The organism is Kitasatospora sp. NPDC058184, assembly GCF_042883725.1.
GTDB lineage: Bacteria > Actinomycetota > Actinomycetes > Streptomycetales > Streptomycetaceae > Kitasatospora.
In genome coordinates this window covers 34,256-48,984 of record NZ_JBHVVE010000010.1, presented here as the reverse complement: position 1 = coordinate 48,984, position 14,729 = coordinate 34,256, and the positions used below count along the sequence as shown (strand labels likewise).

Genomic DNA, 14,729 nt, shown 5'->3' with positions numbered 1-14,729 from the left:
GGCGGCCGCCGCCGGAGGAGGGTCCACGCGCGAGGGCTGGGGAGATGACGGGGTGTCGGCACACCAGGGCGGAGGCCGGTCCGCTCCGGCCCGATCGCGGGTGTGCCGTGGTGCTCAGGCGCTCGAAGGTGAAGGAGGCGGCCCTGATACGAGGAGGAACCCGGCCCGCCGCGGTCCGCGGCACCGGCCGGTGAAGGTGAAGGCGCACCGTGCGGGCGCCGGAGAAGCGGCGACCGCGGCCTGCCGCCGGTGCGGCTCCCGAAGCCCGGCGGTGGTGCGTGCCCGGCCACTGTAGCGAAGCTACTGGCGAGTAGGAAGAGGGCGGGGACGGAAAACCGTTCGGGGCCGCGGGCGTTCGCCGTCCCGGTGCCCGCCGACGTGCCCGCCGACCTGCCCGCCGACGTGCCCGCCCCGAACAGGTGAACGGGTGAACGGGGGCGCCCGCAGGACCACCCGATAGGGGAGTTACCCGACCCCGACCGGCGGGGCAGCATGACGGCATGACCACCGGAACCGCCGCCGTCGACCCCACCGCGCCCGGGCCCGCCGAGCCGCCCGTCACCGCCGAACGGCTCGCCGCCGCCGCGGTGGCGGCCGTCGCGCTGCCACCGCGCGAGGAGCGGGCCGCCAGGGCGGCGCAGGCCGTCGACCGGCTGCGCACCGAGGCCGTCGAGGCGGTGGCCGTCACCTGGGTGGACAACGCGGGCATCACCCGGGTCAAGGCCGTGCCGCTCGGCGGCCTGCTGCACGCCGCGCAGTGGGGCGTCGGCACCGCGCCCTGCTTCGACGTCTTCCTCGCCGACGACGCGATCACCACCAGCCCGATCATCGGCGGCCCCACCGGGGACCTCAGGCTCTACCCGGACCTCGACCGGATCGTCCCGCTGGCCGCCCAGCCCGGCTGGGCCTGGGCCCCGGGGGACAGGTACACCCAGGCCGGCGCCCCGCACCCCGGCTGCCAGCGGCTGTTCGCCCGCCGGGCCCGGGCGGTGGCGGCCGCGCGCGGCCTGAGCCTCAAGGCGGGCATCGAGGTCGAGTGGACGGTCGCCCTGGCCGGCGCCCCGGGGGAGGAGCCGCAGTACCCGACGCACGGCCCGGCGTACGGGATGCACCGGGTCACCGACCTCTCCGACTACCTGCGGGACGTCCTGCGCGCTCTCGGCCGGCAGGGCCTGAGCGTCCTCCAGATCCACCCCGAGTACTCCCCGGGCCAGTTCGAGGTCTCGGTCGCCCCCGAGGACCCGGTCGCCGCCGCCGACACCTCCGTCCTGGTCCGGCACACCGTCCGGGCGGTCTCCGCCCGGCACGGCCTGCGGGTCTCCTTCGCCCCGGTGGTGGAGGCCGGCGCCGTCGGCAACGGCGGGCACCTGCATGTCAGCCTCTGGCGCGACGGGCGCAACCTCGGCCACGGCGGCCCCGGCCCGCACGGCCTGACGGCCGAGGCCGAGGGCTTCCTCGCCGGGGTGCTCGACGCGCTGCCCGAACTGCTGGTGCTGGGCTGCTCCAGCCCGGCCGGGTACCTGCGGCTGGTGCCCTCGCACTGGGCGGGCGCCTACCAGTGCTGGGGTCTGGAGAACCGGGAGGCCGCGCTGCGCCTGGTGACGGGCTCCACCGGGGAGCGGTCCGCCGCCGCCAACGCCGAGGTCAAGTGCTTCGACGCGAGCGCCAACCCGTACCTGGCGGTCGGCGGGGTGATCGCGGCCGGCCTCGCCGGGCTGGAGCAACGCCGCGCGCTGCCACCGGAGTTCACCGGCGATCCGGCGGCCGCCGAGCCCGGCGTGGTGCCCCGGCTGCCGGCCTCCCCGGCCGAGGCGATCGCCGCGTACGAGCGCTCGGCGGTGCTGCGCGAGGCCCTCGGCGAGCCGCTCTACCAGGCGGTGCTGGCGGTGCGCCGGGCGGAGCGGGAGCAGTACGCGGCCGTCACGCCCGAGGAGTTGGTCGCGGCCACCCGCTGGCGGTACTGAGCGGTGGCCCGGCCGGAGGGGCCCGCGCTGGTCGACCACCACTGCCACAGCGTGGTGGCGGCCGAGCTCGCCGACGACGCCCTGGCCGGGCTGCTCACCGAGTCCGACCGCCCGCCCGCGCCCGGCTGTTCGCCCTTCGACAGCGCGCTGGGCCTCGCGGTGCGGCGCTGGTGCCCGCCCGTGCTCGGCCTGCCGGCGCACGCCCCGGCCGCCGACTACCTGGCCCGGCGGCGGGAGTTGGGCGCGGCCGGGGCCACCGGGCGGCTGCTGGCGGCGGCCGGGCTGGACACCTGCCTGGTGGACACCGGGCTGACCACCGCCGCGGGCCACGAGCTGCTGCCGTTGGCCGAACTCGCCGGGGCCACCGGGGCGTCGGTGCGCGAGGTGGTCCGGCTGGAGTCGGTCGCCGCGGCGGTGACGGCCGGCGCCGGGGACTGGCCGGGGGCCGTCGCGCAGGCGCTCGGGTCGGCCGCCGCCGGGGCCGTCGCGGTCAAGTCGGTGCTCGCCTACCGGCACGGGCTGGCGGCCCCCGCCGAACGCCCCGCCACCGCGGCCGTGGTGGCCGCGGCCGGCGCCCACCTGCGCGCCGGGCGGGGCCGGCTGACGGATCCGGTGCTGCTGCACCACCTGCTCTGGACGGCCGTGGACGTCTGCGCCGAGCTCGGCCTGCCGCTCCAACTCCACACCGGCTTCGGCGATCCGGACCTCACCCTGCACCGGGCCGACCCGTCGCTGCTGACGGACTTCGTGCGGGCCGCCGAGCCCAGTGGCGTCCCGCTGGTGCTGCTGCACGGCTACCCGTACCACCGGCAGGCCGCCTGGCTGGCCCAGGCCTTCCCGACGGTGTACACCGACCTCGGGCTGACGGCCTCCTACACCGGGCCGCGGGTGGCCGCGGTGCTGGGCGAGATGCTGGAGCTGGCCCCGTTCGGAAAATTGCTGTTCTCCACCGACGCCTACGGGCTGCCCGAACTCTTTCTGGTGGGGACCTGTCAGTTCCGGTACGGACTGGGCGCGGTGCTGGCGGACTGGCAGGCCGACGGCGCCTGTTCCGCGGCCGACGCCGAGCGGGTGGCGGGCCTGGTCGCGGGCGGCAACGCGCGTCGGTTGTACGCGTTGTAGCGGCGCGATCCGCGCTGGTGGCCGAGGTTCCGAGGGGTGTGGCCGCACGTCGGCGAACCATCACTTTTTAACACTCTTGACCTCTGTTTCCCTGTTGACCCCCGAACGGTCGCATCCCGGTTTCTGGTTCAGATGTGACGATTAGATGACTACCTCTTGCGCTTATAAGCAAATATTCATTAGCGTCCCGGTCATTCCCAAGCGCACCTGCCACCGCAGCTGCCGCCTTGACGACTCGGGAGGCCAACCCTCATGCGTGTTCCTCGGATCAGCGGTACCCGGTACGCGGCAGTGGGCGTCGTGCTCGCCACTGCCGGCGCCCTCGCGCTGCCGGCCGGCACCGCCGTCGCGGCCCCCGCGGCCGACCCGACGACCGGTCCGGTGATGAGCTACGTCGTCAACACCAAGGCCAACCACGGTCAGGTGCAGAAGGTCGAGAAGGCCATCACCGGCCTCGGCGGCACGGTGGTCCAGTCGTACGAGCAGGTCGGCGTCGTGGTCGCCCGCTCGAACGACACCAAGTTCGCCGAGAAGCTGCGCCTGGCCAAGGGCGTCGACTCGGTCGGTGCCAGCCGCACCAAGGGCATCCAGGCCTCCGACCAGGGCAAGGCCGACGTCGCCGCCGAGCCGGCCGCCGCGGCCGCCCCGGGCCAGGAGCCCTACGACGCCTACCAGTGGGACATGCGTCAGATCGGTGCCGACAAGGCCCACAAGATCTCGCTCGGCAGCCGCAACGTCACCGTCGGCGTCCTGGACTCCGGCATCGACGCCACCCACGAGGACCTGGCCGCCAACGTGGACGCCTCGCAGTCGGTCTCCTGCATCGACGGCAAGACGAACACCGACTGGAAGGCCTGGCAGCCGACCACCAGCGACCACGGCACCCACGTGGCCGGCACCATCGGCGCCGCCAAGAACGGCAAGGGCATCGTCGGTGTCGCGCCGAACGTCAAGCTGGCCGCCGTCAAGGTCGTCGACGACGGCGGGTTCATCTACCCGGAGAACGCGGTCTGCGGCTTCGTCTGGGCCGGCGAGCACGGCTTCAAGGTGACCAACAACAGCTACTTCGTCGACCCGTGGATGTTCAACTGCAAGACGGACAAGGACCAGGCCGCCATCTCGGACGCCGTCCGCAAGGCCGTCGCCTTCTCGCAGCGCAAGGGCGTCCTCAACGTCGCCGCCGCCGGTAACGAGAACCTCGACCTGGCGCACAAGACCGTCGACGTGGCCAGCCCGGACGACACCACCCCCGCCTCCCGCCCGGTCACCAACGACTGCCTGTCGCTGCCGACCGAGCTGCCCGGCGTCGTCGCCGTCTCCGCGGTGGGCTCCGAGGGTGTCAAGGCGTACTACTCCAGCTACGGCAAGGGCGTCGTCTCCGTCACCGCGCCCGGTGGCGACCGCCGCTTCCAGCTCCCGGACACCCCCGACAAGGACGGCCGCATCCTGTCCACCATCCCCGGTGGCAAGTACGGCTACATGCAGGGCACCTCGATGGCCACCCCGCACGTCGCCGGCGTGGTCGCGCTGCTCGCCAGCACCTTCCCGTGGGCCAGCCCGGACGAGCTGACCGAGATGCTGACCAGCCACGCCGAGTCCGTCCCGTGCCCGAAGGGCGAGTTCAACCCGGGCGGCGCCGGTGCCTGGAAGGCCACCTGCGAGGGCACCACGAACGACAACGGCTTCTACGGCGCGGGCCTGGTCAACGCCGAGAAGGCGGTCCAGTGGTGGCGCTGACGCGCTGACCGCGGACAGCACTGAACAGTAGAACCGGGGAGCGGGCCCACAGGGTCCGCTCCCCGGTCGCGTTCCCACCCGTCGGCGTTCCGGCCGCGTCGGGCCCGAACCCGGCTAGCCCTCGTCGGCGTACTGCTCCCAGGCCGTCTCCACCGACGGCTTGCCGTGCAGGTCCGGTACGTCCCGCAGCCAGGCCGGCCGCCCGGCCCTGGTCCGGGCCGCCCGCCGCCGCTCCGCCTCGCGCAGCTGCTCGGGCGTGGCGAAGCCCTCCGGCAGCCACTCCTCGGAGAGCACCACCCGGGCGGCGAGGTGGGCGACGTAGGCGTGCCGGACGGCGTCCACCGAGTCGAAGCCGGGCTCGCCGGCCAGCCACTCGTCCGGGACGAGCGCCGCCACCTCCTCCAGCAGCGGCACGGTGACCAGCGGCCCGAGCTCCTCGTCGGCCAGCCGGACGTCCGGGGCCGAGCCGCCGAGCGCGTGGGCGCTGAGGTCGTACCGCTTGCCGACCGAGGCCTCGGCCCCCGCCCAGCGGTGGTGGAAGATCAGCGCGGCGCCGTCGTCGATCAGCCAGAGCCGCCCGTGCCAGACCACCAGGTTGGGGTTGTGCACGGTGCGGTCGACGTTGCCGGTCAGGGCGTCCAGCCAGACCACCCGGCCGGCCTCGGCCGAGTCCACCGTGATCATCCCCGGCCGGAAGTCCCGCGCGCCGGGCAGCAGGTCCATCCCGAGGTTGACCCCGGCGCTGGCCTTGAGCATGTCCTGGATCTCGGCGTCCGGTTCGTCCGCGGCGACGGCCGGGTCGAAGTCCACCAGCCGCAGCTCCGGCACCCGCAGGCCCAGCCGCCGGGCCAGCTCACCGACGATGACCTCGGCGATCAGAGCCTTGCGGCCCTGCGCGGCCCCGGTGAACTTGACCACGTACGTGCCTAGGTCGTCGGTCTCCACCACGCCCGGAACGGAGCCGCCGGCCCGCAGCGGGTCGACGTAGCGCACAGCAGTCACCAGATCGAGCACACCGGCCACCCTATCCCGCCGCGTCGCGGGCGGGACCCTGTGATTGGCTTGCCGGACAGAGCGGTTCCCACCACATGAGGAGAGCAAGGTCATGGGACAGGTGCAGGCCACCACCGAGCGGGTCTACGACGCCGCCCCCGAGCGGGTGTACGAGGCGCTGGCCGACTACCAGGTGACCCGCCCGAAGCTGCTGCCCGCGCAGTACAGCGAGTACGAGGTGCGGGTCGGCGGCACCGGCGCCGGCACCCAGGTGCACTGGAAGCTCCAGGCCACCGAGAAGCGGGTGCGCGACTGCCTCTTCACCGTCTCCGCGCCCGAGCCCGACCAGCTGGTCGAGAAGGACGCCAACTCCAGCATGGTGATCACCTGGACCGTCTCGGCCGTCGGCGAGGGCCGCGCCAAGGTCACCGTGACCGCCACCTGGCAGGGCGCCACCGGCATCGGCGGCTTCTTCGAGCGCACCTTCGCCCCGAAGGGCCTGAACCGGATCCACGACCAGGTGCTGGCCAACCTGGCCGCCGAGGTCCGCTGAGGCCCACCGAGGTCCACGTGGGGCCGCCGGGACCACCACGGTCCGCCGGCCCCGCGGATTCGCCAACCGCGCGATTCGCGCGCGTAGATCCATCGAACCGCTCGAATCGCCCGGGGATTCGAGCGGTTCGGTCTCCCGTACGAGCCGAAAGCCGTACGGGTGGCCGAACCGCCACCTGCGGGTGACGGGGGCCGCCCGGCACCGGTGGGCCACCCTAGGCTCGCCGCCGTGCATATGACGATCCTTCACATTTCCCAACCGGTGGACGGCGGGGTCGCCCGCGTCGTCGCCGATCTGGTCCGGGGCCAGCGGGAGGCCGGCCACCGGGTGCTGGTCGCCTGCCCGCGCGGCGGGCGGCTGGCCGCGGAGGCCGCCGCGGTGGGCGCGCTGGTCCAGGACTGGCCGGCCCGGCGCCCGCCCGGCCCGGGCACCCCCGCCGAGGCCTGGCGGCTGCGCCGGATCGTCCGGGCGGCCGCGCCCGACGTGGTCCACCTGCACAGCGCCAAGGCCGGGTTGGCCGGGCGGCTCGCGGTGCACGGCACGGTGCCGACCGTCTTCCAGCCGCACGCCTGGTCCTTCGCCGCCGTCGACGGCGCGCTGGCCGCCGCCACGCTGCGCTGGGAGCGCTTCGCCACCCGCTGGTCGCACCGGCTGCTGTGCGTCAGCGTCCAGGAGCGGGCCGACGGCGTGGCGGCCGGGCTGCACGCCGACTGGGCGGTGGTGCCCAACGGCGTGGACGTGCGCCACTACGCGCCCGCCGACCGCCGCGCCGCCCGGATCGCGCTCGGCCTGGACCTGGAGGCCCCGCTCGCGGTGTGCGTCGGGCGGCTGTGCCGACAGAAGGGCCAGGACGTGCTGCTGGCCGCCTGGCCGGAGGTGCTGCGCCGGGTGCCGAGGGCCCGGCTGGCCCTGGTCGGCGGCGGGCCGGAGGAGCAGCGGGTCGCGGAGCTGGTCCGGCAGACCGCCGAGCCCGCCCGGATCCGGCTGGTCGGGGACGTGCCGGACCCGCGCCCGTGGCTGGCGGCGGCCGACCTGGTGGTGCTGCCCTCACGCTGGGAGGGGATGGCGCTGGCCCCGCTGGAGGCGATGGCGGCCGCCCGTCCGGTGCTGCTGACCGACGTGCCCGGCGCCCGGGAGTGCCTGCCGCCGTCCGAGCTGGCGCACGCGGTCGTCCCGCCCGAGGACGCGGGGGCCCTCGCCACCCGTATGGGGGACGCGCTGTCAGATCCGATCGAATGCGAGCGGCGCGGCGCCCGGTTGCGCGAGCACGTGATGGGCCGGCACGACGTGCGCACCGTGGTCGAACAGGTTGACGTCCTCTACCGCCACCTGCTGGGCGCGGGACCGGCGGCGGGGCGGCGCCGGGCCCGTGTCCCAGAGCGGATCTGATCGTTTCACATGCCGTGAATGCCCGCCGTTTCCGGCGTTGTCGTATTCGCACCCTCGGCCGGATAGGGAGGCGAGGCGTCAAATCCGAAATACCTATTAATGGGCGGCTGGAATGAATCGGCAAGTCAACTTCCGGCCTGTACCGCCCGGTTCTGTATTGTCGGATTTTGCCTGCTTCGTTCGGATTTCATGTCGGGAATTCACGGCTGGGCCCCTCGCGACCGACTTCTTCGTGACCAGTTCCTTTGCGATCGGCCCCGCCGCCGGACATCCGGAAGCCGCGAGCGGCAGCAGGTGCTGTCAGGACCGCGCCCACCGGGCCGGGACGGCCGCCCCGCGCCAACCGGTGCCGGGGCACCGTCACCCCGGGCACACAGCAGGGGAGATCGTGCGCTGATGACCATTGACCACGAGAGTGTGCCGCGATCGAGCGGACCCCTGTCCGGCCCCCGCCGGCCCGGCACCGGGCTGCTCGACCGGCCGGCGGGGGCGGCGCACCTCCGGACGGTCCCGCCGCAGCACCGGTCCCGTGGGACGGTCCGCTCCCGGCTGGCCCTGTCACTCGCCCTGGTCCAGGCCGACGTCATCGCGCTGTGCTCCGCCGGCGGCATCGCCAACCGCGCCTTCGACCCGGCCGCCCCGCTCGACCCGCTGCTCGGCGTCCCCGCCGTCCTGCCCCTGCTGCTCCTGCTCAACCTGGCCGGCGGCCTCTACCGCCCCCGGCTCACCCTGTCCGTCCTGGACGAACTGCCCGCGCTGTCCGCCCGGGCCGTGGTCGCCACCGCCTTCGCCGTCACCCTGTCCGGCGGCCTCGGCGGCCACTGGCCCGACTGCGGCCCGGCCAGCCCGGCCCGGCTCACCGTCCTGCTCGGCGCCCAGCTGCTGATCGTGGCCGTCGGCCGCGCCGTCCTCTACCACCTGGTCCGGCGGATCCGCCGCAGCCGCCCCAGCCCCGTCCTGGTGCTCGGCGCCGGCCGGCTCGGCCGCCGGGTCGCCGCCGCCCTCCGCGCGCACGGCGAGTACGGGATGCGCCCGGTCGGCTTCCTCGACGCGGACCCGCCGCTGCTGCCCGGCGACACCGACCTGCCCGTGCTCGGCGGCCGCGAGGCACTGGAGCGCGAGGTGCGCCGGCACGGCGTCCAGCACGTGATCGCCACCGCCGGCGCCGCCGACGAGGCCGAGACCGCCGCCACCCTGCGCGACGCCGCCCGGCTCGGCTGCCAGGTCTGGCTGGTGCCCGCGCTGCGCGAGTACGGCTCGCTGCCCGCCGCCCCGATCACCGGCGGCGACCACCTGTGGGGCTTCCCCTGCCTGCGGCTCGGCAGCCCCGCGATGCGCCGCCCCGGCTGGGCCGCCAAGCGCGCCCTGGACGTCACCGCCGCCGCGATCGGCCTGCTGCTGCTCGCCCCCGTCCTGGTGCTCTGCGCCCTCGCCGTCCGCTTCGACACCGGCCCCGGCGTGCTCTTCCGCCAGCAGCGCACCGGCCTGGACGGCCGGGTCTTCACCGTCCTCAAGTTCCGCACCCTGCGCCCGAGCAACGAACACGAGTCCGCCACCCGCTGGAACATCTCCCAGGACCACCGGATGGGCGCCGTCGGCCGGCTGCTGCGCAAGAGCTCGCTGGATGAGCTGCCCCAGCTGTGGAACGTCCTGCGCGGCGACATGAGCCTGGTCGGCCCCCGCCCCGAACGGCCGTACTTCGTCATGCGGTTCGGCCAGGCCTACCCCGAGTACGCGGACCGCCACCGCGTCCCGGTCGGCCTCACCGGCCTGGCCCAGGTCAACGGCCTGCGCGGGGACACCTCCATCGAGGACCGGGCCCGCTTCGACAACCGCTACATCGAGAGCTGGAGCCTCTGGCAGGACGTCAAGATCCTGTGCCGCACCGCGGCCCTGATGCTCCACCCGGACGGGAGCTGACCCCTTCGTGGCCCTGACCCTCCCCGCCTTCCCCCGCCCGGCCTTACGGGCGGCCCTACCCGCGCTCACCGAGCGCACCAGCCCGCTGGCCGCCGCCACCGTCCTGCTGGTCTGCGTGCCCACCGGGGAGAAGGACGTCGCCGCCGCCGTCCACGTCACCGCCGCCGACCTCGCCTCGCTGGCCCTGGTGGCCCTCACCGCGCTCAACCTGCTGCGCGGGCGGCTGCCCGCGGTCAGCCGCACCACCTGCGCGCTGTTCGGCGGGATCGTGGTCGCCGCCGCCGTCGCCACCCTCGGCTCGACCGACCCGGCCGCCAGCGTCACCGGCTTCGTCCGGCTCGCCCAGGTGTTCGTCCTGGTCCCCGCCGCCGTCCTCTGCGCCCTGCGCGACCGCACCGACCAGCGCCTGGTGCTCGGCTCCTTCGTGCTCGCCGCGCTGATCCAGGGCGTGGTCGGCGCGAAGCAGTACCTCACCCACACCGGCGCCTCCTACACCGGCCAGCCGATCCGGGCCGTCGGCACCTTCGGCGCGCTCGACATCATGGCGATGTCCAGCGTGGTCAGCTTCGGCCTGCTCGCCGCCCTCGCCCTGGCCCTCGGCGAGCGAGGCCCCGGGGGAAACGCCCGGCTGCGCCGCGCGATGTTCGCCGCCGCCGCCTTCCTCGCCTTCCCGCTGGCCGTCTCCTTCAGCCGCGGCAGCTGGATCGCCACCGGCCTCGCCGCCACCGTCCTGCTGCTGCGCGTCGACGCCCGGCTGCTGCTGCGCGGCGCCGTCCTCGGCCTGGCCGCCGCGGTCGTCCTGGTCGGCGGCCTCGGCCTCGGCGGCTCCGGCGTCACCAAGCGGCTCAGCTCGATCGGCTCCGTCTCCGCCGCCCCCGACCAGTCCGTCTCCGACCGGTACGACCTGTGGTCCACCGCCGGACGGATCTGGCAGGACCACCCCGTGCACGGCGCCGGCCCCAAGGCCTTCCAGCAGCTGCGCGACAGCCACGCCCCGCTGCGGCTGTCCTCCGGCAGCGACGCCGCCGACGCCACCATCGGCTTCCAGCGCGAACCGCTGCTCTCCCCGCACAACATGTACTTCCTGGTGCTCAGCGAGCAGGGCCTGATCGGCATCACCGCCTACGCCGCGCTCTTCCTCGCCCTGCTGATCGGCTGCCTGCGCCACCGCCGCGGCCCCGGGCTCGCCGCCCTCGCCCTGCTCACCTGGGTCCTGGTCGACTTCCTGTACTCCGACATCGGCGGCACCACCACCGTGCTGACCTCCGTCGTCCTCGGCCTCGCCGCCCGCGCGGCCGCACAGCACCCCGGGCACCCCGCCGCCGGTCCGGCGACCACCGGAGCGGCCCGGTGACCACCGACCGGCCCGCCGCCGTCGCCTCCCCCCTCCCGGCCCCCCGCGGCGCCCCCGGCGGGGACCCGTCCGCCGGGCCCCACCCGGCCCCCCGGCGCGGCTTCCTCGCCAAGGCCTTCGGCATCACCGCCGTGCTCAGCGCCGCCGGCTCCGGCCTCGGTCTGCTGCGCGACCTCCTGCTGGCCCGCTACTTCGGCGCCAACCAGGGCACCGACGCCTTCCTGGTCGCCTGGACCGTCCCGGAGACCGCCGCGCCGCTGCTGATCGAGGACGCCATGTCCTTCCTCATGGTGCCCGCGTTCGCCCTCGCCCTGGTGCTGCGCGAGGAGGACCCGGACGCCCCCGACCCGGTCCGCCAACTGGTCCGCGCCACCCTGCCCTGGCTGCTGCTCGCGCTCAGCGGCCTCGCCCTGGCCGTCGCCCTGGGCGCCCCGGAACTGGTCGACCTGCTCGCCCCCGGCCTCACCGACCCCGGCCTGGCCGTCACCTGCACCCGGATCACCGCGGTCACCGTGCTGCCCTTCGGAGTGGCCGGCTACCTGGCCGCCGCACTGCGTGCCCACCACCGCTTCACCGCCCCGGCCGGCATCTACGTCGCCTACAACCTCGGCATCCTCGCCGTCCTGCTCTGCCTCCACTCCTACCTCGGCGTGCGCTCCGCCGCCCTCGGCGTCGCGGGCGGCAGCCTGCTGATGGCCGGTCTGCTGGTCGGCCCGTTCCTGCGCCGGCTGCGCCAGGGCCCGCCCGGCACCGGCCGGGGCCGCCGCTCGCGCCGGGCCCTGGTGCTGATGCCGCTCGCCCTGCTGCCGGTGGCCGCCTTCACGCTCACCCGGCAGTCCCAGGTCTTCGTCGAGCGCTACCTCGGCTCGGCCCTGCCGCCCGGCACCATCTCGCACCTCAACTACGCCGCCAAGGTCTCCCAGCTCGCCATGACGGCGGGCCTGCTGATCTGCACCGTCACCTTCCCGCTGGTCGCCCGGGCGCTGGCCGCCGGGGACCTCACCGCCGCCCGCGACCGGGTGGAGAAGGACCTCGGCCAGGCGGCGGCCGTCGTCCTGTTCGGCACCGCCTTCCTGATGGCCTGCGCCCCCTCGGTGGTCTCGCTGCTGTTCGAGCGCGGCGCCTTCGGCCCGCACGACACCGCCGCCACCGCCGACGTCATCCGGGTGTACAGCTTCGGCCTGCCCGCCCAGGCGCTGATCGGCGTGATGGTCCGCCCGTACTTCTCGCTGCGCCCGGTGGTCCGCCGGGCCGACGACCCGGGCGCCGAGGACGGCCGCCGGCTGCTGGACTGGTACCCGGCCGCCGCGATGGTGCTCGGCCTCGGCGTCACCGTCGCCACCGGCCTGCTCGCCACGCCCCGCTTCGGCGCCCTGGGACTGGCCGCCGGCAACGCGGCCGGGATCACCGCCGCCGCCGCACTGCTGCTGCACGGCCTGGTGCTGCGCGGCATCCCGCTGCGGCTGCACCGGGTGCTCGGCGGCCACGGCCGGCTGGTGGCCGCCGCCGCCGGGGCCACCGTGCTCGGCACCGCCGCCGCCGGGCTGGCCGCCGACCCCCTGCTGTCGACCCTCCTCGGGGGCCTCACCGTGGCGCTGGCCTTCGCGGCCCTCGGCACCGGGCTCGGCGCCCGCGAGGTGCGCGGCCCGGTCCTCGCCCTCGCCCGGGCCCTGGGGCCCGTCCGGAACCCGCCAACCGCCGCCGAAGAAGGGAAGCGTCCCGATGGACAATGAACGGGGAACCGTCCGTTCGGCCCGGGCCGGCCTCCACAGCGCACCGCCGGACCGGGCACGACCGCCCAGGAGCCGCCACCCGCTCGGCGCACCGCCGGTCCCCGGCTCCGCCTCGCCGTGGATCCTGATGTACCACTCGGTGGCGGTCGAGCAGGAGGACCCCTACCGGCTCACTGTCAGCCCCGAGCGGTTCGCCGAACAGATCGGCTGGCTGTACCGGAGCGGTCGGCGCGGCGTCTCCGTCCGCGAGCTGATGCGGGCCCACGCCCTCGGCCGGGACGACAGGCTGGTCGGCCTGACCTTCGACGACGGCTACGCCGACATCGCCCGGTACGCGGTGCCGACCCTCCAGGCGTACGGCTTCACCGCCACCGCGTACGTGGTCGCCGACCTGCTCGGCCGGGACAACGGCTGGGACACCGAGGGCCCGCGCAAGCGGCTGCTCACCGTCCAGGAGGTCACCGGGCTCGCCGGCGCCGGCTGGGAGATCGGCTCGCACGGCCTCGGCCACCGGGCGCTGCCCGGCCTGCCGCCCGAGGCCCTCGCCGTCCAGGCCCGGGAGAGCCGGCGGCTGCTGGAGGAGGCCGTCGGCGGCCCGGTCACCGGCTTCTGCTACCCGTACGGCGCCGTCGACCTGCCCGCCGCCCTGGCCGTGCGCGACGCCGGGTACGACCACGCCTGCGCCATCGCGCACTCCCCGCTCACCGGCCGCTTCGCCCTGCCCCGCTGCTACGTCGGCGACCGCGACGGCGCCTGGCGGCTGCGCGCCAAGCAGGGCCGGCACCGGTTGCGGGACGCCGTCACCGGGCTGCGCCACGCCCGCCGGGAGCCCCGGCCATGAGGGTGCTGCACATCGTCACCGGCCTGGCCGCCGGCGGCGCCGAGCGCCAACTGCACCTGCTGCTGCGGCACCTGCCGGCGCACCAGCAGTGCGAGGTGCTCGCCCTGACCAACCCCGGCACGGTCGCCGAGGCGCTGCGCGCCGACGGCGTCACCGTCCACCACCTCGGCATGCGCGGCAACCGGGACCTCGGCGCGCTGCCCCGGCTGGTCCGGCTGGTCCGGGCCGGCCGCTACGACCTGGTGCACACCCACCTGTACCGGGCCCAGCTGTACGGCCGGACGGCCGCCCGGCTGGCCGGGGTGCGCGCGGTGGTCTCCACCGAGCACTCGCTGCACGCCGGGGTGATCGAGGGCCGCCCGGTCACCCGGGGCGTCAAGGGCCTCTACCTGGCGGCCGAACGGCTCGGCAGCACCACCGTCGCGGTATCCCGCCAGGTCGCCCAGACGCTGCGTTCCTGGGGCGTCCCACCGGCCCGGATCGAGCTGATCCCGAACGGCATCGACACCTCCCGCTACCGCCTCCCGCCCGCCGAACGGGCCGTCGTCCGCCGCCGCCTGCGCGCCGAGCTCGGGCTGCCGTACGGGGGCTGGGTGGTCGGCGGGGTGGGCCGGCTGGTGCCCGGCAAGCGCTTCGAGGTGCTGGTCGAGGCGCTCGCCGAGCTCGACCCGGCCACCCGGCTGGTGCTGGTCGGCGAGGGTCCGGAGCGCGCCGCGCTGGAGCGCCGGGCCGCCGAACTCGGCGTGCGGGACCGGCTGGTGCTCACCGGGGAGCGCGACGACGTCCCCGAACTGCTGGCCGCCCTGGACGTGCTGGCCGCCCCCTCCACCGCGGAGACCTTCGGCCTCGGCGTCCTGGAGGGCCTCGCGGCCGGGCTGCCGGTGCGCTACAGCGCCTGCCCGGCGCTCGACGAACTGCCGCCCAGGGCCGCCCCGCAGGCCCGTCGCGTCCCCTCCGAGCCCGCCGCCTACGCCGCCGCGCTGCGCGACCTGCGGCCGCTCAGCGGGCACACCGCCGACCCGCTGCCGCACCCCCCGGCCGTCGGCCACTACGACATCGTCCGGGTCGCCGCCGACCTGGGCGCCCTCTACGACCGGCTGGCCCGCGTCTGACCGCCCGCCAC

General features: G+C 75.5%; 11 protein-coding genes. 10 read left to right on the top strand and 1 reads right to left on the bottom strand.

Annotated features, from left to right (window positions below):
- Positions 1 to 500: 500 nt before the first annotated feature.
- From ACFVXH_RS20355 to ACFVXH_RS20345, 3 genes are all read left to right on the top strand, one after another.
- On the top strand, positions 501 to 1,964 hold the full coding sequence (locus tag ACFVXH_RS20355) for a glutamine synthetase (protein ID WP_387825722.1): 1,464 nt from the start codon (positions 501 to 503) through the stop codon (positions 1,962 to 1,964).
- Positions 1,965 to 1,967: 3 nt separating this feature from the next.
- Positions 1,968 to 3,086 (top strand): amidohydrolase family protein, encoded by a 1,119-nt coding sequence (locus ACFVXH_RS20350; protein WP_387825719.1) that lies wholly within the window; start codon positions 1,968 to 1,970, stop codon positions 3,084 to 3,086.
- A gap of 252 nt (positions 3,087 to 3,338) precedes the next feature.
- The gene (locus ACFVXH_RS20345) at positions 3,339 to 4,823 is read left to right on the top strand and encodes a S8 family serine peptidase (protein ID WP_049659264.1); all 1,485 of its coding nucleotides are present in this window, start codon (positions 3,339 to 3,341) and stop codon (positions 4,821 to 4,823) included.
- A gap of 114 nt (positions 4,824 to 4,937) precedes the next feature.
- Here ACFVXH_RS20345 and ACFVXH_RS20340 read toward each other — a convergent pair whose 3' ends face one another.
- Positions 4,938 to 5,837 carry a HipA family kinase gene (locus tag ACFVXH_RS20340; RefSeq protein ID WP_387825716.1) on the bottom strand — a complete coding sequence of 300 codons (900 nt, stop codon included), beginning with the start codon at positions 5,835 to 5,837 and terminating at the stop codon, positions 4,938 to 4,940.
- Positions 5,838 to 5,928: 91 nt separating this feature from the next.
- Here ACFVXH_RS20340 and ACFVXH_RS20335 point away from each other — a divergent pair, with 91 nt between their 5' ends.
- The 7 genes from ACFVXH_RS20335 to ACFVXH_RS20305 all read left to right on the top strand — a co-directional run bounded on the left by ACFVXH_RS20335 (position 5,929) and on the right by ACFVXH_RS20305 (position 14,718).
- On the top strand, positions 5,929 to 6,369 hold the full coding sequence (locus ACFVXH_RS20335) for an SRPBCC family protein (protein ID WP_074001617.1): 441 nt from the start codon (positions 5,929 to 5,931) through the stop codon (positions 6,367 to 6,369).
- 234 nt (positions 6,370 to 6,603) lie between these two features.
- Positions 6,604 to 7,758, top strand: coding sequence for a glycosyltransferase (locus tag ACFVXH_RS20330; protein ID WP_387825713.1), 1,155 nt, complete (start codon positions 6,604 to 6,606; stop codon positions 7,756 to 7,758).
- Positions 7,759 to 8,154: 396 nt separating this feature from the next.
- Positions 8,155 to 9,678: a sugar transferase gene (locus tag ACFVXH_RS20325; RefSeq protein ID WP_375873293.1), complete on the top strand. Its 1,524-nt coding sequence runs from the start codon at positions 8,155 to 8,157 to the stop codon at positions 9,676 to 9,678.
- 7 nt (positions 9,679 to 9,685) lie between these two features.
- Positions 9,686 to 11,032, top strand: a complete 1,347-nt coding sequence (locus ACFVXH_RS20320; protein WP_387825710.1) for an O-antigen ligase family protein — start codon at positions 9,686 to 9,688, stop codon at positions 11,030 to 11,032.
- On the top strand, positions 11,029 to 12,765 hold the full coding sequence (locus ACFVXH_RS20315) for a lipid II flippase MurJ (RefSeq protein ID WP_074001613.1): 1,737 nt from the start codon (positions 11,029 to 11,031) through the stop codon (positions 12,763 to 12,765). Before ACFVXH_RS20320 ends, ACFVXH_RS20315 begins: the two co-directional genes overlap by 4 nt.
- Entirely contained in the window at positions 12,755 to 13,606 is an 852-nt protein-coding gene (locus ACFVXH_RS20310) for a polysaccharide deacetylase family protein (protein WP_380777209.1), read from the top strand. The genes ACFVXH_RS20315 and ACFVXH_RS20310 overlap by 11 nt, the downstream gene beginning before the upstream one ends.
- Entirely contained in the window at positions 13,603 to 14,718 is a 1,116-nt protein-coding gene (locus ACFVXH_RS20305) for a glycosyltransferase (protein WP_387825706.1), read from the top strand. The genes ACFVXH_RS20310 and ACFVXH_RS20305 overlap by 4 nt, the downstream gene beginning before the upstream one ends.
- Positions 14,719 to 14,729: the final 11 nt, after the last annotated feature.

Coding starts and splice junctions, on each gene's coding strand:
- ACFVXH_RS20355 (WP_387825722.1), top strand. CDS start 501: ATGACCACCGGAACCGCCGCCGTCGACCCCACCGCGCCCGGGCCCGCC.
- ACFVXH_RS20345 (WP_049659264.1), top strand. CDS start 3,339: ATGCGTGTTCCTCGGATCAGCGGTACCCGGTACGCGGCAGTGGGCGTC.
- ACFVXH_RS20335 (WP_074001617.1), top strand. CDS start 5,929: ATGGGACAGGTGCAGGCCACCACCGAGCGGGTCTACGACGCCGCCCCC.
- ACFVXH_RS20330 (WP_387825713.1), top strand. CDS start 6,604: ATGACGATCCTTCACATTTCCCAACCGGTGGACGGCGGGGTCGCCCGC.
- ACFVXH_RS20325 (WP_375873293.1), top strand. CDS start 8,155: ATGACCATTGACCACGAGAGTGTGCCGCGATCGAGCGGACCCCTGTCC.
- ACFVXH_RS20310 (WP_380777209.1), top strand. CDS start 12,755: ATGGACAATGAACGGGGAACCGTCCGTTCGGCCCGGGCCGGCCTCCAC.
- ACFVXH_RS20305 (WP_387825706.1), top strand. CDS start 13,603: ATGAGGGTGCTGCACATCGTCACCGGCCTGGCCGCCGGCGGCGCCGAG.